This is a genomic window from Candidatus Chryseobacterium colombiense, from assembly GCA_029203185.1.
GTDB classification, from domain to species: Bacteria; Bacteroidota; Bacteroidia; order Flavobacteriales; family Weeksellaceae; genus Chryseobacterium; species Chryseobacterium colombiense.
Genome location: CP119310.1, coordinates 2327905 through 2345139 on the forward strand (window position 1 = coordinate 2327905; position 17235 = coordinate 2345139).

Genomic DNA, 17235 nt, shown 5'->3' on the forward strand with positions numbered 1-17235 from the left:
AATAAACCCTGATGAATAATATGATAAAAAATATAAAATTTTTCTGGGAAGTCCTAAAGGAAACCTTCTCTGAATGGAACAGTTCTTCTGCTTCCACAGATTCGGCAAGCTTAGCTTATTATGCTATTTTTTCGATTCCGGGATTATTAATTATCATTATTTGGATTGCAGGATACTTTTTTGGGGAGGAAGCAATACGCGGAGAAATTAGTCAGCAAATCAGCGGTTTGATGGGTGCTGATGCCGCAAAAAGTATAGAGAATATGATTGCTGGAGCTTTGATCGATAAGCAAAATATTTTCATGAAAATCATAGGAGTGGGTTCTTTAGTTTTTGGTTCTACTACTCTATTTTTTCAACTGCAACATTCATTAAATACCCTTTGGGATGTAGAAGCAGCGCCTAAAAAAGCTATTGTGAAGTTTTTACTGGATAGAGCCAATTCATTAGGAATGATCTTAATTCTTGGTTTTCTGCTTATGGTGACCATGATTTTGTCCTCTTTAATCAGCATTTTCAACAAATTCATTACCCAATATTTTGGCTTGGAAACCTATATGTTGGTAGAACTGATCAACTTTGCAGTGGGTTTTGGTGTAGTTATGCTTTTATTTGCCTTATTATTTAAAGTGCTTCCCGATGTAGAAATCAGCTGGAAATCGGTTTGGGCAGGAGCATTGCTAACTACGATCCTTTTTACGCTGGGAAAATTTTTATTAAGTCTCTATTTTGGAACGGCGAAACCTACTTCGGCATTCGGAACTGCCGGAACCGTCATTTTAATTATGATGTGGATCAACTATTCCTGTATGCTTGTGTTTTTCGGAGCAGAGTTCACTAAAGTATATACTTATAAAAAAGGCTACAGAATTGTTCCTTCAAAACATGCTAAATGGAGCAATGCTAAACTTTATCAAGACAGCAGAAAAACCTCAACATAAAATATTGATCTTAACTTCAATAAAAAAGGCTTTTGAAATTCAAAAGCCTTTTATTTTTTACATTCTGTTTACAGTTTGTATTCCTAGGAGCTGTAGCGATTTTTTTATCGTTTTTGCCGTAAGATCCGAAATACTTAGACGGAACTGTTTTACATTCTCATCTTCCTGATTCATAATCGGATTACTCTGATAGAAAGAATTGTATGTTTTTACCAGATCATACACATAATTGGCTATTAAAGCCGGACTTAAGACTTCTGCTGCTTTTTCAACAACAATTTTATAATTTGCCAGCTGCATGATCAATTCTTTTTCAGACTGATTCAATTCAACTTCAGCAATTTCTTTCTGCTCAAAATTAGCTTTAGCCAATAAAGACTGAATACGTGCGAAAGTGTATTGAATGAAAGGACCTGTATTTCCATTAAAATCGATACTTTCTTCAGGATTGAAAAGCATTTTTTTCTTCGGATCCACTTTCAGCATGAAATATTTCAATGCCCCAATTCCTACATTTTCATAGTTCGCATTCTTTTCTTCTTCGGTTAGGTTTTCTAATTTTCCTAATTCTTCAGCTTTAGATTTTGCAATAGTAAACATTTCCTGCATCAAATCATCCGCATCTACTACTGTTCCTTCACGGGATTTCATTTTCCCGTTAGGAAGCTCAACCATACCGTAAGATAAATGATATAGCTGATCCGCCCAGGAATATCCCAGTTTTCCTAGAATTTTAAATAAAACCTGGAAATGATAATCCTGTTCGTTTCCTACCGTATAAATCAGTTTTTGAATATCATTTTGTTTAAAACGCTCTACCGCAGTTCCCAAATCCTGAGTCATATAAACTGAAGTTCCGTCCGAACGTAATAAAAGTTTCTGATCCAATCCTTCATCCGTAAGATCGCACCAAACAGAGCCATCCTCTTTTTGATACAAAACTCCTTTATCTAAACCTTCCTGAATAAGGTCTTTACCTAAAATATAGGTATTGCTTTCATATTGTACCTGATCGAAGTCTACTCCCAATCTTTTATAGGTTTCATTGAATCCTTTATATACCCAGGAATTCATTTCATTCCAAAGATTTCTTACTTTTTCATCTCCATTTTCCCAGTCCAGCAACATCTTTTGAGCTTCTTTCATCAAAGGAGCTTCTTTTTTTGCTTGATCTTCACTCATTCCCTGAGCAACAAGTTCAGCCATTTCCTGCTTATATTCCTGATCAAATCTCACATAATAATTACCAACAAACTTATCTCCTTTGGTATGAGTAGCATCAGGAGTTTCACCCTTTCCATATTTTTCCCAAGCCAACATCGACTTACAAATGTGGATTCCTCTATCATTAATAATCTGAGTTTTGATCACATCATAACCTGCTTCTTTTAAAATCTGAGCAACAGAAAAACCTAATAAATTATTTCTGATGTGTCCCAAGTGAAGAGGTTTGTTCGTATTCGGTGAAGAATATTCTACCATTACCGTAGAATTTTTCTTTTCAACAACATCAAACTGATTAGCTACCGATCTAAAATTATCTACAAAAAACTGATTTTTAACTTTAACATTAAGAAAACCTTTCACGACATTGAAGCTTTCCAATAGTTCAGTCTGTTCCGTTAAAGCTTCACCTAATTCCACACCAATACTCTCCGGATTTTTTTTCAACTGCTTTACCAAAGGAAAAGTAACAATCGTAAAATCTCCTTCAAATTCAGTTTTATTCTCCTGAATTTCCAGCTTGATCTCTTTCAGTTGGTAAACGTTAAGGATAACTTCAGCTAGTTTTTGTTCTATTATATCTTTAATATTCATTATTCCATTTTGAAATACAAATATACGGAAATAAAAAAACCGCCTTTCAGCGGTTTTTAAAATATTAAAATTTGTATGTAACTGTTAATTTTTATCCCAGAATACTTTAGTTGTTAGTAAATCTCCACCAATAGCCGATGAAGCAGCACTTACATTCGCCCCATTAGTCTGATATTCACTAGTAGGATATGACATACGCATAGGAACACTGTTAATTGTTGCAGCAGCAGCAGGTTGAAGGACAGGATAGTCAAGTCTTCTCCAGAAATTCCATGAAACCAAAGGCTGATTATACATAGCTACCCAAGCTTGCTGACCAACTGACTGTTTCCAGTTTGCTGCATTATATGGATGTGCAGCAATATAAGCTGCCGCGTCTGCTGATATTCCCCAATCCGTAAATGAAGAAGTAATTGCCTTTGTATAATTGGTAGCTGGTGATCCTCCGACTCCCCAACGAGCACTAGCTTCAGTTAAGTAAAATGCTACTTCCGTATAGTTCATCAAAATGCCTGGTGTGGTAGGAGTATATGCAAAAGTACCGGGAGCAGAAAAACTAGCAAATGAAGCAGGCAAACCAATTGATTGTCCTACATAAGTTCCTGTGCTTCCTACAGGCTTGAAATACTTAGCTATTCTCGTATCATTATTAGCATTCATATAATCCACCAATGTTTTACCTCCTACAAAGTCATTTCGATTATTAGCCTTTACATTTTCATATATTGGGCTATAATTTGGCGACCCCGATAAATATTGAAATTTACAATCATTGGCAGATGAAGTCATTACTCCATTATTAATAGCTAAAGTCGCAGTCTGTTGAGCCAACGTAGGATTTGAATCCGCAATAGCAATTCCTAATTTCAATAAAAGAGAATTACCTAAAGTTTTCCATGCTGAAAGATCCCCTGAATAAAATACATCAGCCGAAGAAAAATCATCTGATGCCGAGTTTAGACCTCCATTAACATCAATAGCTGCTATATCCTGCTGTAATCTTGATATTAAACTAGAATAAATTCCTGCTGCATCATCATAGGCCGGAGCAACATTTGATCCAAGTTGATTGGCTTGTGAATAAGGAATATTTCCAAAAGTATCTACTAATCCTTGATAAGTGTATACCTGCATAATATCAATTATAGCAAGCTGATTTTTTTTAGTTGTAGGCCATGTTAATGCTTCAGCAGGCACCGGTTGATATGCATTTATTAAGTTCTTTGCCTGAACTAAGCTATTCAATACATTAACATAATTATCAATAAAGATCTGATTAGCAACATTTCTATTAGTGAAGTTATAGTTACTTTCTTCTACATAGGTAGTTTCCTGCCAATACTGCATTGTTAATCTAAAATTGTTTTCATTTACGCTACACGTATTTACATAATCGCTTAGTTCCTTCTGAGCATTTGTTACCAATGTCGACGGAATCGTTGTATATGCTGAATGGGGATCCATATTAATATCATCGGATGCGCAACTAACAAATAATGTTCCTAGTAATATGGGTATTATGATTTTTTTCATTTTTCTTTTTTTTAAAAATTAACTTTTACATTGAATGAGAAATTTCTTGTCGTAGGCATAACTCCTGATTGGTATCCTTGTAAATTTCCTGAAGATAATCCTGCTTCCGGATCTGCATAAGGTAATTTTTTATGAATAATCCAAAGGTTACTGCCTATAAGACTAAATGACATACCCTGTAAAAATTTGGAACCCAAAACTTCTTTTGACAATGTATAAGTGATAGATGCCTCTCTTAACTTGACATAACTTGCATCATATACAAACGCAGCAGCAGGAGGATCTGTATTCAATATTTGGCTTGACCATGATTTATCCAGTCTGACATTATTTGCTAGATATTGCCCTGGATGATTTGGATCAGGAATAACTCCCTGTAATACCACTCCCCCACCATTAGCAATCGTATTTCTAATAGGGTTGCCCAAGTCATTCAATCCTACTGAATCAGGATAAATTCCTGTTCCATATCCATATGCTTGATCTAGAGAAAATACTTTTCCACCTTGTTTTACATCAATGAGAAAACTTAAAGAAACATTTTTATAATTTATAGTGTTTCGCAACCCACCAAACCATTTAGCCTGATAGCTTCCCAAGTTATTATTGGTAGAAGTTGTCTTCATATAAGCACCTGTATCAGGATCAATTACTCTTTGTCCATCAGGAGCATATACGTAATCTGTCCCGTAAATTGTTCCATATAACCCTCCCAAAGGAGCATTTAATGTAACGCCACCTTGAGAAGTATTTGTTTGTAAAGCCAAATTATCTACTCCGTTTTTCAGTGCAGTAACAGTTGTTTTTGGATTAGACCAGTTAGCTGTTAAATTCCAACTAAAATTTGAGGATTTAATAGGAGTCAATCTCAATGAAAGCTCAAATGCCTCTGTCCTCAAGTTTCCAATATTCTGTTTCTGAAGTGTAGTACCTGATGCATAAGAAACAAGTACATTTGAGATCAGGTTATTAGAATCATTTTTATACCATGTAGCATCAAAACCAATTCTGTTTTTCAAAAAGGAAGTCTCTAAACCAAACTCCATACTTTTTAATTTTTCGGCCACCAAATCTGGATTTTTTAAAACTCCATTAAACTGATAGACAGGCAAATTCCCAAAGGAAGACCCTGCTAAATAAGTATCAATTAATTGGTTAGCATCAGTATCATTTCCTACTACAGCATAATTAGCTCGAGCTTTCGCAAAACTTAGCCACGGTGCTTTAATTAAATTTGAAAGCACTATACTACCCGAAACCGAAGGATACCAATATACATTATGATCTGATGATAATGCAGTAGTCTGATCTCTTCGTATTGTTCCTTCCAGATAATACGTATTTTTATAACCCAAACTTGCCTGAGCAAAAACCCCTATAACCTGCTTGCTTGTATCACTTGTTTGATTAAGTGGCCGTCCTTTAGAATTTGATATATCAAAATAATTAGGTACGTTTAGGCCCCCTACGGTAGAATGTATATCAGAATAAGCAGTATTATAGCGGACATTTGCTCCTAAAACTCCATTTAAATTAAGATCTTCAGTAAGATCTTTTTTATAGGTTCCTATAAAATCGTAATTTCTTTCAGACAATCGGTAATTACCTAGATTGTATCCTGAAGGCTGAGCGGTATTAATATTGAGACCAAAGATATTCGGAACAGATCCGTTTGCTTTTCTTTCCTCCGTGGTCATACTATAGCTATCATTACTTAATCTTAATAAAAAGTTTAATTCTTTAGAAACATCATAGCTTAAAGAAACATTACCACTGAACCTGTCTCTTGAATCATTTTGGTAATTTTGGTATCGTTGAAAATAAATATTATCCCAATATTGAGGAGTAAGATCTGTCGGATCTGTAATATTCCAAGAATAATTTTGATGTGCAATATTATAAAAATCTTCTTGTTGTTTTAAATCAACGTTTGTTGGCCACCATTGTCTAAAGCCAGTCATTATATTTCCATTATACCCAGTATCATTTCTACCTTTGGTTTTCTGTGTGATATAATTAGCATATAAAGATGCCGTTAATTTATCTGTAATTTTATAGGATGCATTACCTCCGAAATTATTTTTTACCAATGAGCTATTGGGCATAATATCCGTAGCATCTAAATTGGTATAGTTGATTCTGTAAGTTGCAACATCATTTGCTCCACTAAGGGAAATGCTATTTGTGAAATTAGTACCATTTTTAAAGAATGATAATGGCCCATTTTTAGCCATTGTCCATGGAGTAGCCTTTCCATAATTAGGAGATCCCGGGATAAACGCATCATATTGATACACCATTAAATTGGGATCGTACTTTGGTCCATAGGATGCATCGCTTCCAAAACCAGCAGCTAAACCACCATTATAACTCCCCCATTCATCTTCACCGAAATACCCTTCTCCATATTCCGTTTGATACTTAGGAAAAGTAGCTTTATCAATTGAAGAAATTGTAATTGAACTTGAATATTCTAAGCCAATCCCTTTTTGATTCTTTTTCCCCTTCTTAGTCGTGATAATAATTGCTCCGTTTGCAGCACGAGAACCGTACAAAGCAGCAGCAGCCGCTCCCTTTAGTACGTTAATTGTTTCAACGTCATTTGGATTTATATCTGAAGCGGCATTACCATAATCAATTCCATAACGCCCTGTAGTCTGGCTAGATGTGTTAATATTGTTATTAATAATTGGAACTCCGTCCACTACAAATAAAGGTTGATTAGATCCTGAAAAAGATTTAAACCCTCTTAAAACCACATTGATCGATCCTCCAAAGTTGGTACTTTGCTTGATATCCATCCCTGCAACCTGTCCGGAGAGATTGTTTAAAAAGTTAGGAGTAGGGTTTTTGTTGACATCATCACCCTTTACTTCTTGAGTTGCATATCCTAGAGATTTTTTTTCTCTCTTAATACCAAGCGCAGTTACAACTACACCCTCAATTTCTTGTGTTCTTACAGTATCCTTCTTTGTCTGCTGAGCATTCGCAACAGCAACAGACGAAGACAATACCAATACAAGCACACCTACTGTTAGTTTCTTCATATCAATTAATTTTGCAATAACAAATTTGTGAAACTTTCTTAAAAAGACAAAATAAAATCTTAAAAAAATGTTATTTTTGTCATAGTATTAGGAAAAACATCAATTTTACCCTTTAAAATGTTTTAGTTTTTATGGAATTACTAAAGAAATGGACAAATAATTATATTGAAGCAGGATGCGATGAGGTAGGAAGAGGTTGTCTATGTGGTCCTGTAGTGGCAGCAGCTGTAATTCTGGATGAAACTTTTGAGCAAAATCTAATCAATGACTCCAAAAAGTTGAATTTCAAAACAAGAATGGAGCTTGATCACTATATTAAAAATAATGTAAAAAGTTATGCGATTGCAGAACTTTCGCCTTCATTTATAGATCAGCATAACATCCTCAATGCCAGCATACATGCTATGCATAGAGCACTTGATCAGCTAAGTATAATCCCTGAGCTCATCTTAGTAGACGGAAATAAATTTCATCCTTATAATTACATTCCTCATGAATGTATTATTAAAGGAGATTCAAAAGTACTTTCTATTGCTGCTGCATCTATTTTAGCTAAGAATTACAGGGATAGATTAATGATAGAACTGCATGAAGAGTTTCCACAATATGGATGGAACACTAACTTTGGTTATGCGACGAAAAAGCATCAGGAAGCTTTAATAAAACACGGCCCAACCCAGCATCACCGTCAGTCATTCAGGTTAAAATATGATTGATCTTAAAACAGGACTGTGAATTATCTATCCTCTATCACTAACATTTGAAATTTAAATCATTTCTAAATAAAAAAAGAGAAGCAATAATTTGCTTCTCTTTTTGTTATAATAAGTTATTTTATTTCTTCTTTCTTTGTTGCTCTTGCGTTTTTTGCTGTTCCTGAGCTTTTTCCATCATTTCTCTCATACGCTTTTGGAACTTCCCTTCAGCTTTTGGCTTTTCTTTGTTAGCCTGGATTTGTGCATGAATCTTCTTTTCATCCAGAATTACATATTTAATAACAAGGATAATCAGAATATTGATTGCATTGGATACAAAATAATACCAAGAAAGACCAGATGCAGAAGTATTCAGGAAGAATAGGAATGTCACCGGGAAAATATACATTAACACTTTCATGTTTGGCATACCTTCCTGTTGTGGTTGCTGCATATTTCCTGAAGTCATTACTGTATAAATCAAAATTACAATGGTACATGCTAAAGCAAAAATACTCAAATGGTCTCCCAGGAATGGAATTTTAAATGGCAACTTAATCAGATCGTCATAAGCTGTTAAGTCTTTTGCAAACCAGAAACCTTTCCCTCTCAGATCAATAAAGTTCGGGAAGAAACGGAATAATGCATAGAAAATAGGAATCTGAACCAACGCCGGCAAACATCCCGCCATTTGATTTACCCCAGCTTTTCTGTATACTTCCATGGTAGCCTGCTGTTTTTTCATAGGATCTGCATCCTTGAACTTAGCATTTACCTCATCAATTTCCGGACGGATCACTCTCATCATTGCACTCAGCTTGTGCTGCTTGTACATAATAGGTGATAAAATCAATTTAACCAAGATTGTCAATAAGAAAATTGCCCAACCTGCAGTTAATCCCCAAGATGCAATGAAGTTATAGATCGGAATAAAGAACCCTCTGTTCATCCATCCGATGAAAGACCATCCCAATGGAAGAATTTCGTCAAAGTTTTTATTATATTCTTTTAATAAGGGTAAATCTAAAGGTAAAAAGTACCATGTAAAATCTTGGTTCAGCTCACTTCCTGCCATCTGAACAAAACCTTCATAATTTAGTTTTTTCAAATATTCTCCTTCTTCAACAGTTTCCTGATTTCCCTTACTTTGCGTAAATCCGTTTTTAGCTTCAATTACAGAAGCAAAGAATTGTTGTTTTACCCCGATCCAGTTCAGTGTTTCTTTGTCTTCATTCATCGTTGTTCTTCCATCGTAATCATATTTTTTATAATTATCGAAAGCATACGAGAATTCTGAGTGAGACTGTTCTTGCGCTCTACCTTTTTCTAGGTTTCTAACGTTATAGTCCCAAAGAAAATCAGCTTTGTTATCAGTAGTGATTTTTGAAAGCCCCTGCGTTCTTACTTTAAAATCTAGGGTATATTTGGGAAGTAATGTGTATATAAACTGGATAACCGCTCCGTTATAATTAGCCGTCATCGTTACTGCATTTCCATTAACAGCCAGCGCAAAAACCAAGTCTTTAGTATTGATTACTTTTCCGGTTTTATCTTTGAATTGAAAACCGTAGTTTGAATTATTTTTTGAGATCAGGTAAAGCGGAAGATCGGCTCTATCTGTCTTACGATCGTATGCCTTGTATTCTGCAAGCTCCACTTTAGAAACCTGCCCTCCTAAGCTGTTAAATTCAATTTTTAATTCATTGTTGGCAAGATTTGCTGTTTGAATTGCGTTGGGAGTTACATTTGGATTGATATTACTTGCCGGAGTTTGTTTTACAGCATTTTTCGTCTGTTCGGTTTTTTGTTGCTGAGCTTTTACTTCCTCCTCTTTCGACTGTTTGTTTTGGAAATAAAACATAAAACCGAAGAGAACCAAACATAAAACCGCAAAACTAATAATCTGACTTTTATCGAGTCCGTTGTTCTGTTGCATTTTATTTTTAATTAAAATTTTTCAAATTTAAAAGTATTCCAATGTTATACTTTTCGAGTCGACAAAAATACTGTTTTTTTATCAAAACTCTATGCTATAATATATTACTATATAATAAACTCAGGCTGAGAAAAATCAGTCTGAGTTTATATATGACGTTAGTAATTAAAAAATTACTTTATTTCGATGTACAAGCCTTAATGAAAGCTCTGAATAACGGATGCGGTGTTGCAACCGTACTCTTATATTCCGGGTGATACTGTACCCCAACATAGAACGGGTGATCCGGCATTTCCAATGCTTCTACCAATCCTGTTTCCGGGTTGGTTCCTGTTGCTAAGAAACCATTTTTCTCAAATTCACCAATATAATCACTGTTGAATTCATATCTGTGACGGTGTCTTTCGGTGATATTTTTAGCTCCGTAAATGTCATGTAGTTTAGAACCATTCTTCAAAGAACATTTCCAAGCTCCAAGACGCATTGTTCCACCTTTATCTACTACATTTTTCTGTTCTTCCATTAATGAAATCACAGGATGTTCCGTAGAAGTATCGAATTCCATTGAGTTGGCTTTAGAATATCCTAAAACATTTCTAGCAAATTCAACTGTCATAATCTGCATTCCCAAACAAATTCCCAACATCGGAATTTTATTTTCTCTTGCATATTGAGCGGTAAGAACTTTTCCTTCAATTCCTCTGTCGCCAAAACCTGGAGCAACAAGAATTCCGTCTACGCCTTTTAAAGTCTCTTTAATATTTTCAGGAGTAATATCTCCACTGTACACCCATCTTACTTTCACTTCAGTTTCCAGATCTGCTCCTGCATGTTTGAAAGCTTCAGCAATTGAAATATAGGAATCCTGAAGAGAAACATATTTCCCAACCAATGCAATTTCAACAGATTTTTTAGGATTCTGGAATTTTTTTAAGAAAGATTTCCAGTCTTTAAGATCTGCTTCTTTATCACTTTTAAGGTCTAATTCTTTAAGAACTACATCATCAAAGTTTTGTTTTTGAAGGTACATCGGAACTTCATAAATTGTATCCAGATCTTTACATTCAATTACATTGTCTAAAGAAACATTACAGAACTGAGCCAATTTCGCTCTCTGATCCTTTGGAATTTTATGTTCCGTTCTGCACACCAAAACATCCGCCATAATTCCACTTTCCATTAATTGACGAACAGAATGCTGAGATGGTTTTGTTTTTAATTCTCCACTTGAAGCCAAATACGGCAATAAAGTCAAGTGAATGACCATAGAATTTTTCTCACCCAATTCCCATTTTAACTGACGAACAGTTTCGATGTAAGGTAAAGATTCAATATCTCCAACAGTTCCACCAATTTCAGTAATGATGATATCGTAGTTCTGTTTAGATAAAATTTTAATTCTGCGTTTGATTTCGTTTGTAATATGAGGAATTACCTGAACTGTTTTTCCAAGGAAGTCTCCTTTTCTTTCTTTTTCGATGACAGTCTGATAGATTTTTCCTGTGGTAACGTTGTTGTTTTGGGAAGTCGGAGCATCAAGATAACGCTCATAGTGTCCTAAATCCAGATCCGTCTCCGCGCCATCTTCGGTAACATAGCATTCTCCGTGTTCATAAGGATTCAAAGTTCCCGGATCGATATTAATATAAGGATCAAGCTTTTGAATAGTTACGTTGAAGCCACGTGATTTTAGTAGAAGTCCAAGAGAAGCTGAAACGATTCCCTTTCCCAAAGATGAAGTTACACCTCCTGTCACAAAGATGTACTTTGTATTCTTTTTACTCATTAGATTAGGTTTGTGCAAAGTTAGGGGAAAAAGAAATACAAAGCAATTTTGTTGCAATTTTAAATTTTACATTCACCAAAACACACTAAAAACAAAGGCTTCCAACCTATGTTGAAAGCCTTTCACCCAAATCAAATTATATACTTAATTATTGTTTTATCAATTCAAAATATAGATCTATATCAACATCTTTAGCTACTCCTGCTCCTGTAGGATCATATTTGATATTATAGTCTAAACGGTTGATTGTAAACTTAGATTGAAATCCTAATACTTCTTTTCCCTGCTGGTTTTTTGCAACGCCTCCAAAAGTAGCAGGAACAGTAATTTCTTTTGTAACATCTTTAATCGTAAGTTTCCCTTTCAAAGTGTAGGTATTGTCTTTTCCTTTTGCCACTGTAAATCCTTCAAATCTGATTTGCGGATATTTTTCTGCATCAAAAAAATCTGCACTTGTAAGGTGTTTATCTCTCTTGTCTACTCCAGTATTGATCGTAGCAGGATATACGATAAAATCAAACGCTCCTTTTTCCAGATTATTTCCGGCTGTGGAAACTTTTCCGTCAAATTTATCAAACTTCCCCTGTACAAAACTAATTCCCATATGTTTAATATTAAAATTAATGGAAGAATGCATAGGATCTACTGACCACGCAGATTGCGCAAAAGCTGTAATGCTTATTAAAGCCAATACAAAAGTTAAAAATAGTTTTCTCATTTTTTTATTTATTATACTAACAAAGTTATTCTTTAATTGCGAATTTATACATTGATCTATGTTAGTTTTTTGATTTTCCTAAAATTATTTTTGAATAAAGTAAATCAAACAAATAAACAATTAAAAGAACAATAAATGAATTGATATATAGCAATAAACTGAAAATATTCATTACATCAGATCCGAATGGATTAAAGCCTACTAAAATTAAGCTAATCAAATAAATGATCTGAAATAAAACCGCCATTCTTAAAACAGAACGATAGTTTTTTCGAAATATACAAACAGTAATAAAAGCTACCACTGAAGTTACTAAAGATTCTATTAGTATCAAAAAAGGATACATCCCAAAACTTCCGCCGGGAAAACACGCAATATTTAAGATCAGTGCACTCAACAATAAATTCATGATTGACATCAATACAAAAGTTTGAGCGCTTTTCAGTAAAATATTTTTCATGCCAGAAAATTAACTAAAAATCAAAAGAAAAATTCAAAAAAAATTTTGAACTTCGCGGTATGGCAAAATTAAGAACGGCATATTTCTGTCAAAACTGCGGTTCACAGTATCCTCAATGGACTGGACAGTGTAAAAATTGCGGTGAATGGAACACTTTGGTGGAAGAAGTTGTAGAAAAAACAGCTTCACACAAGACTCCGCCTTTTTCAAAAACGAAACAACATGTCATTAACATCATTGAAGTTGAAGCTATTGAAGAGCCGAGAATAAAAACACCTTCCGATGAGCTTAATAGAGTGTTGGGAGGAGGCATTGTATTAGGCTCTGTCACTTTAATTGGTGGAGAACCGGGAATCGGTAAATCCACTCTACTTCTTCAACTTGCCCTTAAAATGAAGAAAAAGATCTTCTATGTTTCAGGCGAGGAAAGCGCCTCCCAGATCAAAATGAGAGCTGACCGTTTAGCCGATGTGAAAAACCCAAACTGTTTTCTTTACACTGAAACTTCACTGGAGAAAATACTTCACGAAGCCAAAAAACTGGAACCTGATTTCGTCATCATCGATTCTATCCAGACCTTACAGTCTCAGCTGATTGAAAGCTCTCCGGGAACTGTTTCCCAGATCAGAGAATGTTCCAATGAAATCATTAAATACGCCAAGGAAAATAATGTTCCTGTATTTTTAGTCGGGCACATTACAAAAGACGGGCAGATTGCAGGTCCAAAAGTGCTGGAGCACATGGTAGATGTCGTTTTAAATTTTGATGGAGACAGAAATCACCTTTTCAGATTGTTAAGAGCCAATAAAAACCGTTTCGGTTCAACTGCCGAAATCGGAATCTACGAAATGATCTCACAAGGATTAAAAGAAATCAAAAATCCTTCAGAAATATTAATCACAAAAAAATCTGAAGAGCTTTCCGGAAATTCCGTTGCTGTAACCATAGAGGGAAACAGACCGATGCTATTGGAAATTCAGGCATTAGTAAGTTCTGCAGTCTACGGAACTCCACAAAGAAGCTGTACCGGATTTGATTCTAAAAGATTAAATATGTTACTCGCTGTACTGGAAAAAAGAGCTGGTTTCCAATTGGGAGCCAAAGACGTTTTTCTGAATATTACCGGAGGTATAAAAACCGATGATCCTGCTTTAGATTTAGCAGTGGTAGCTTCTATTCTGTCTTCCAATGAAGACCTTCCGATCTCTGAACATTATTGCTTTGCCGGAGAAATAGGACTAAGTGGCGAAATCCGCCCCATTGCACAGGCTGAACAGAGAATTTCTGAGGCCGAGAAATTAGGTTACGAGAAAATTTTTGTTTCCAACCTCAATAAAATCCCCAAGAAAAAATTTGGGATCAAAATCGAAGAAGTAAGTAAGATTGAAGACTTCCACGAGCGTCTTTTTTAAAATATATTTTTTTAAGACTCGGGCGTTTTTCCTTTAGGAAAAACGCCCGAGTCTTTTTATGAAAAACATAATAAAAATTCACATACTTTAGAAATAAATTATTAATTTTATAAAAATATCAACTAAACACCACCGATAAACTTAAATATTTATTTTATGAAAACAAAAATCTCAATTTTTGCATTAGCGGTTTCCTCTTTTGCTTTTGCCCAGCAGACTTTTTTTCAAAACAAAATCCCTAACAGCAATGTAAAAGAGTCACAAAAAATTTCAAAGGAGCTTGCCACTACCTATTATAATACACAATATTATAATCAGACAGCATTTGATCTGAATCAGGATATCAAAATTCCGACAGTAAAAGATCAGATGATTGTAGCAAAACTTGACAAAATCTACAGATACACCAACAAAAGCGAATCTTACACTTATAAAGTCGAGAATGATCCTTCCGCAGAACTGGTCCTTTCCAAATATGACAATATTATTACCGGAATGTATGTTTCAGGTTCAGGTGAAAAGGTAATGTATCATCAGGTCAACGAGAATACATTCGCCATCTCTCAGGTGGCTGAAAAATTATTGATCGATCAGGATTCTGCAGATGATACAGTCATTGACAAATCTTCGGTAGAAAATTTAATCACTGCCAAAACCAACAGTAATATTTGTTCTTCAAGCACCGCAACCTGTCCCGCATCCACCGTAGATGTTATGGTTGTTTATACGAGTGCAGCGAGCACAGCGTGGGGAGGAACTTCGCAAAGTAATTCATACATTGCAACAGCAATTACCAATTTTAATACAGCGCTTACAAATTCAGGAATTACAAATGCAACCATTAATCTTGTCTATTCCGGAGTTATTTCCTATACAGAATCCGGAGATTTAAGCACGGATTTATCAAGATTAAGAGCTACGGCAGACGGTTATATGGACAACGTTCATACGTTAAGAACAACTTACGGGGCAGATCTTGTTTCTCTGGTTACTTCTACCCCTACATCGACTTGTGGATTAGGATATGTAAATACTTCAGCAACCAATTATGTAGCTACAGCAGGTTTTTCTGCCGTTTTATACAATTGTGCAGTATCCAATTATTCATTAGCGCACGAAATGGGACATAATATGGGATTAAGACACGACTGGTATGTAGATACAAGTACAACACCTTGCAGCAATCACCACGGTTACACCAATGCAGTTGCTATTACAAACGGAACTTCTGCAACATCAGCCCAAAAATGGAGAACCATCATGGCCTACAATGACGAGTGCTCTAATGCAGGAATAAGTTGTACCAGAATCAACAGATGGGCAAATCCCGCTATCAATTACAATACTTATCCGACAGGAGTTGCTATAGGAAGTACAAATCCTGCCAATGAAGCTTTCGGATTTGCACGTTTCGTTTGTGTTGTTGCCGGATTCACAGCCAGCGCCGGTGATGTATTAGCGGTAGAAGAAAGAAATGTTAAAACTAAAGAATTCGCCATTTATCCTAATCCTGCAAAAGATATCCTTAACGTTACAACCGATGAAAAGGAAAGCTATAGTTTCGAAATCATTAATGCAGCAGGACAAGCTCTTCTGAAAACAACTTCAAAAGAAATCAACCTCAGCAAATATCCCAGAGGAGAATATTTTCTTAATATCTACTCGGGGAAAAATACTTTCATAGGAAGTAAAAAATTTCTGAAAAATTAAAATATCACTCCACTTAATTAAGTCTCCTTTTATTTTTTAATAACTGGAGATTTTTTTATATTCGTTTATGAATTATCTGGCCCATTCCTTTCTCTCTTTTACTGACGGACAAATTGTCGGCCAGTTTCTGGAAGACTTTATCAAAAATAAAGAGAGGTTTTCTTTTCCTAAAGAAATTCAGGATGGAATTACAATGCACAGAGCCATCGATACTTTTACAGATTCACACCCTGCAATTCATGAGGCAAAAAAAGTATTCAGTCCTTTGGTAAGATTATATGCCGGAGCTTTTGTGGATGTTGCTATGGATTATTTCTTAGCTAATGATTTGAGCTTACATTCAGAAAAAGAATGGAAGGATCATTCTTTGAAAGTCTACAGGGTTTTACATGAAAACAGTCAGTTCTTACCCGAAAATTTCAAAAAAATGCTTGTAAAAATGGAGCATGACGACTGGCTGTACAATTATCGTGAAGACTGGGGAATTAAATTCAGCATTCAAAATGTTTTAAATAAAGCCAAATACTTAGAAAAAGACATTCCGATATTTCAGGCATTTCTTGACAATAAAGAAGTTCTGCAGAAATGCTATGATGATTTCTTCCCAGATCTTCTCACTCATGCAAAAGCAGAAAATGCACTCTTACAAATGGAAAGATAATTCATTCTAAAATTGCTGATACAAATACCGGTTCGGATACGTCAGTTTTTCACTTTTTCTGTTTCCGTTAACGATAATATGGACGATATTAATCTGATCTTCAAATAAATTATACAGAAAACTCACTGCAGTTTCAACTTTTTTAGGCGCAACAACAGTCTCAGATTCCAGATAGAGATTTACAGATTCATTATCTTCTTCGTAACCAACATAGTTTATTTTTAAAAACTTATTATCAGTTTTCAGTTTAAAGTATTCAGCACTGTAATTCTTTAAGGCTTCATTGAGCTGAGCTTTGTATTTTGCATCATTGAAATGAAATGATTTTCCATACTTTTGAGACAGTCCGTTTTCAAGATCATCCAGAAAAAACCTTCCCGTAATTTCAAAAGTCTTTGATTTAGAATTGTAATTAATTTCCACCGAGCCTACATGATAAGGGTGTTTCTCTTCTTTAAAAGAGAAAAGAAAAAAAATACAGCACAAAAACAACAAAAGCTTTCTCATATATCGATCTA

General features: G+C 35.0%; 13 protein-coding genes. 5 read left to right on the forward strand and 8 right to left on the reverse strand.

The features are described from left to right. The first annotated feature begins 20 nt into the window (after nucleotides 1-20). Nucleotides 21-941: a YihY/virulence factor BrkB family protein gene (locus tag P0Y62_10345; GenBank protein WEK68268.1), complete on the forward strand. Its 921-nt coding sequence runs from the start codon at nucleotides 21-23 to the stop codon at nucleotides 939-941. 57 nt (nucleotides 942-998) lie between these two features. Here the strand turns inward: P0Y62_10345 and argS are convergent, their stop codons facing one another. From argS to P0Y62_10360, 3 genes are all read right to left on the reverse strand, one after another. Continuing rightward, nucleotides 999-2759 carry an arginine--tRNA ligase gene (argS, locus tag P0Y62_10350; GenBank protein WEK68269.1) on the reverse strand — a complete coding sequence of 587 codons (1761 nt, stop codon included), beginning with the start codon at nucleotides 2757-2759 and terminating at the stop codon, nucleotides 999-1001. Nucleotides 2760-2843: 84 nt separating this feature from the next. After that, complete coding sequence (locus P0Y62_10355; GenBank protein ID WEK68270.1) at nucleotides 2844-4292, reverse strand: SusD/RagB family nutrient-binding outer membrane lipoprotein; 1449 nt, start codon at nucleotides 4290-4292, stop codon at nucleotides 2844-2846. A gap of 11 nt (nucleotides 4293-4303) precedes the next feature. Beyond that, the gene (locus tag P0Y62_10360; GenBank protein ID WEK68271.1) at nucleotides 4304-7339 is read right to left on the reverse strand and encodes a SusC/RagA family TonB-linked outer membrane protein; all 3036 of its coding nucleotides are present in this window, start codon (nucleotides 7337-7339) and stop codon (nucleotides 4304-4306) included. Between the two features lie 131 nt (nucleotides 7340-7470). Here P0Y62_10360 and P0Y62_10365 point away from each other — a divergent pair, with 131 nt between their 5' ends. Then, complete coding sequence (locus tag P0Y62_10365; GenBank protein ID WEK68272.1) at nucleotides 7471-8055, forward strand: ribonuclease HII; 585 nt, start codon at nucleotides 7471-7473, stop codon at nucleotides 8053-8055. A 118-nt stretch (nucleotides 8056-8173) separates the two neighbouring features. On the opposite strand, the gene yidC is transcribed toward P0Y62_10365, so the two are convergent. From yidC to P0Y62_10385, 4 genes are all read right to left on the reverse strand, one after another. After that, nucleotides 8174-9970: a membrane protein insertase YidC gene (yidC, locus tag P0Y62_10370; GenBank protein WEK68273.1), complete on the reverse strand. Its 1797-nt coding sequence runs from the start codon at nucleotides 9968-9970 to the stop codon at nucleotides 8174-8176. A gap of 178 nt (nucleotides 9971-10148) precedes the next feature. Then, complete coding sequence (locus tag P0Y62_10375) at nucleotides 10149-11756, reverse strand: CTP synthase (protein WEK68274.1); 1608 nt, start codon at nucleotides 11754-11756, stop codon at nucleotides 10149-10151. 148 nt (nucleotides 11757-11904) lie between these two features. Continuing rightward, nucleotides 11905-12474, reverse strand: a complete 570-nt coding sequence (locus P0Y62_10380; protein WEK68275.1) for a YceI family protein — start codon at nucleotides 12472-12474, stop codon at nucleotides 11905-11907. 61 nt (nucleotides 12475-12535) lie between these two features. Continuing rightward, the gene (locus P0Y62_10385; GenBank protein WEK68276.1) at nucleotides 12536-12934 is read right to left on the reverse strand and encodes a hypothetical protein; all 399 of its coding nucleotides are present in this window, start codon (nucleotides 12932-12934) and stop codon (nucleotides 12536-12538) included. A 59-nt stretch (nucleotides 12935-12993) separates the two neighbouring features. Here P0Y62_10385 and radA point away from each other — a divergent pair, with 59 nt between their 5' ends. From radA to P0Y62_10400, 3 genes are all read left to right on the forward strand, one after another. After that, nucleotides 12994-14346 carry a DNA repair protein RadA gene (radA, locus tag P0Y62_10390; protein ID WEK68277.1) on the forward strand — a complete coding sequence of 451 codons (1353 nt, stop codon included), beginning with the start codon at nucleotides 12994-12996 and terminating at the stop codon, nucleotides 14344-14346. Nucleotides 14347-14502: 156 nt separating this feature from the next. Beyond that, nucleotides 14503-16056: a M12 family metallo-peptidase gene (locus P0Y62_10395; protein ID WEK68278.1), complete on the forward strand. Its 1554-nt coding sequence runs from the start codon at nucleotides 14503-14505 to the stop codon at nucleotides 16054-16056. Between the two features lie 67 nt (nucleotides 16057-16123). After that, a complete protein-coding gene (locus P0Y62_10400; GenBank protein ID WEK68279.1) occupies nucleotides 16124-16717 on the forward strand; it encodes an ACP phosphodiesterase in 594 nt (197 codons plus the stop codon). 6 nt (nucleotides 16718-16723) lie between these two features. On the opposite strand, the gene P0Y62_10405 is transcribed toward P0Y62_10400, so the two are convergent. Next, nucleotides 16724-17224, reverse strand: a complete 501-nt coding sequence (locus P0Y62_10405) for a hypothetical protein (GenBank protein WEK68280.1) — start codon at nucleotides 17222-17224, stop codon at nucleotides 16724-16726. Between the last annotated feature and the right edge of the window lie 11 nt (nucleotides 17225-17235).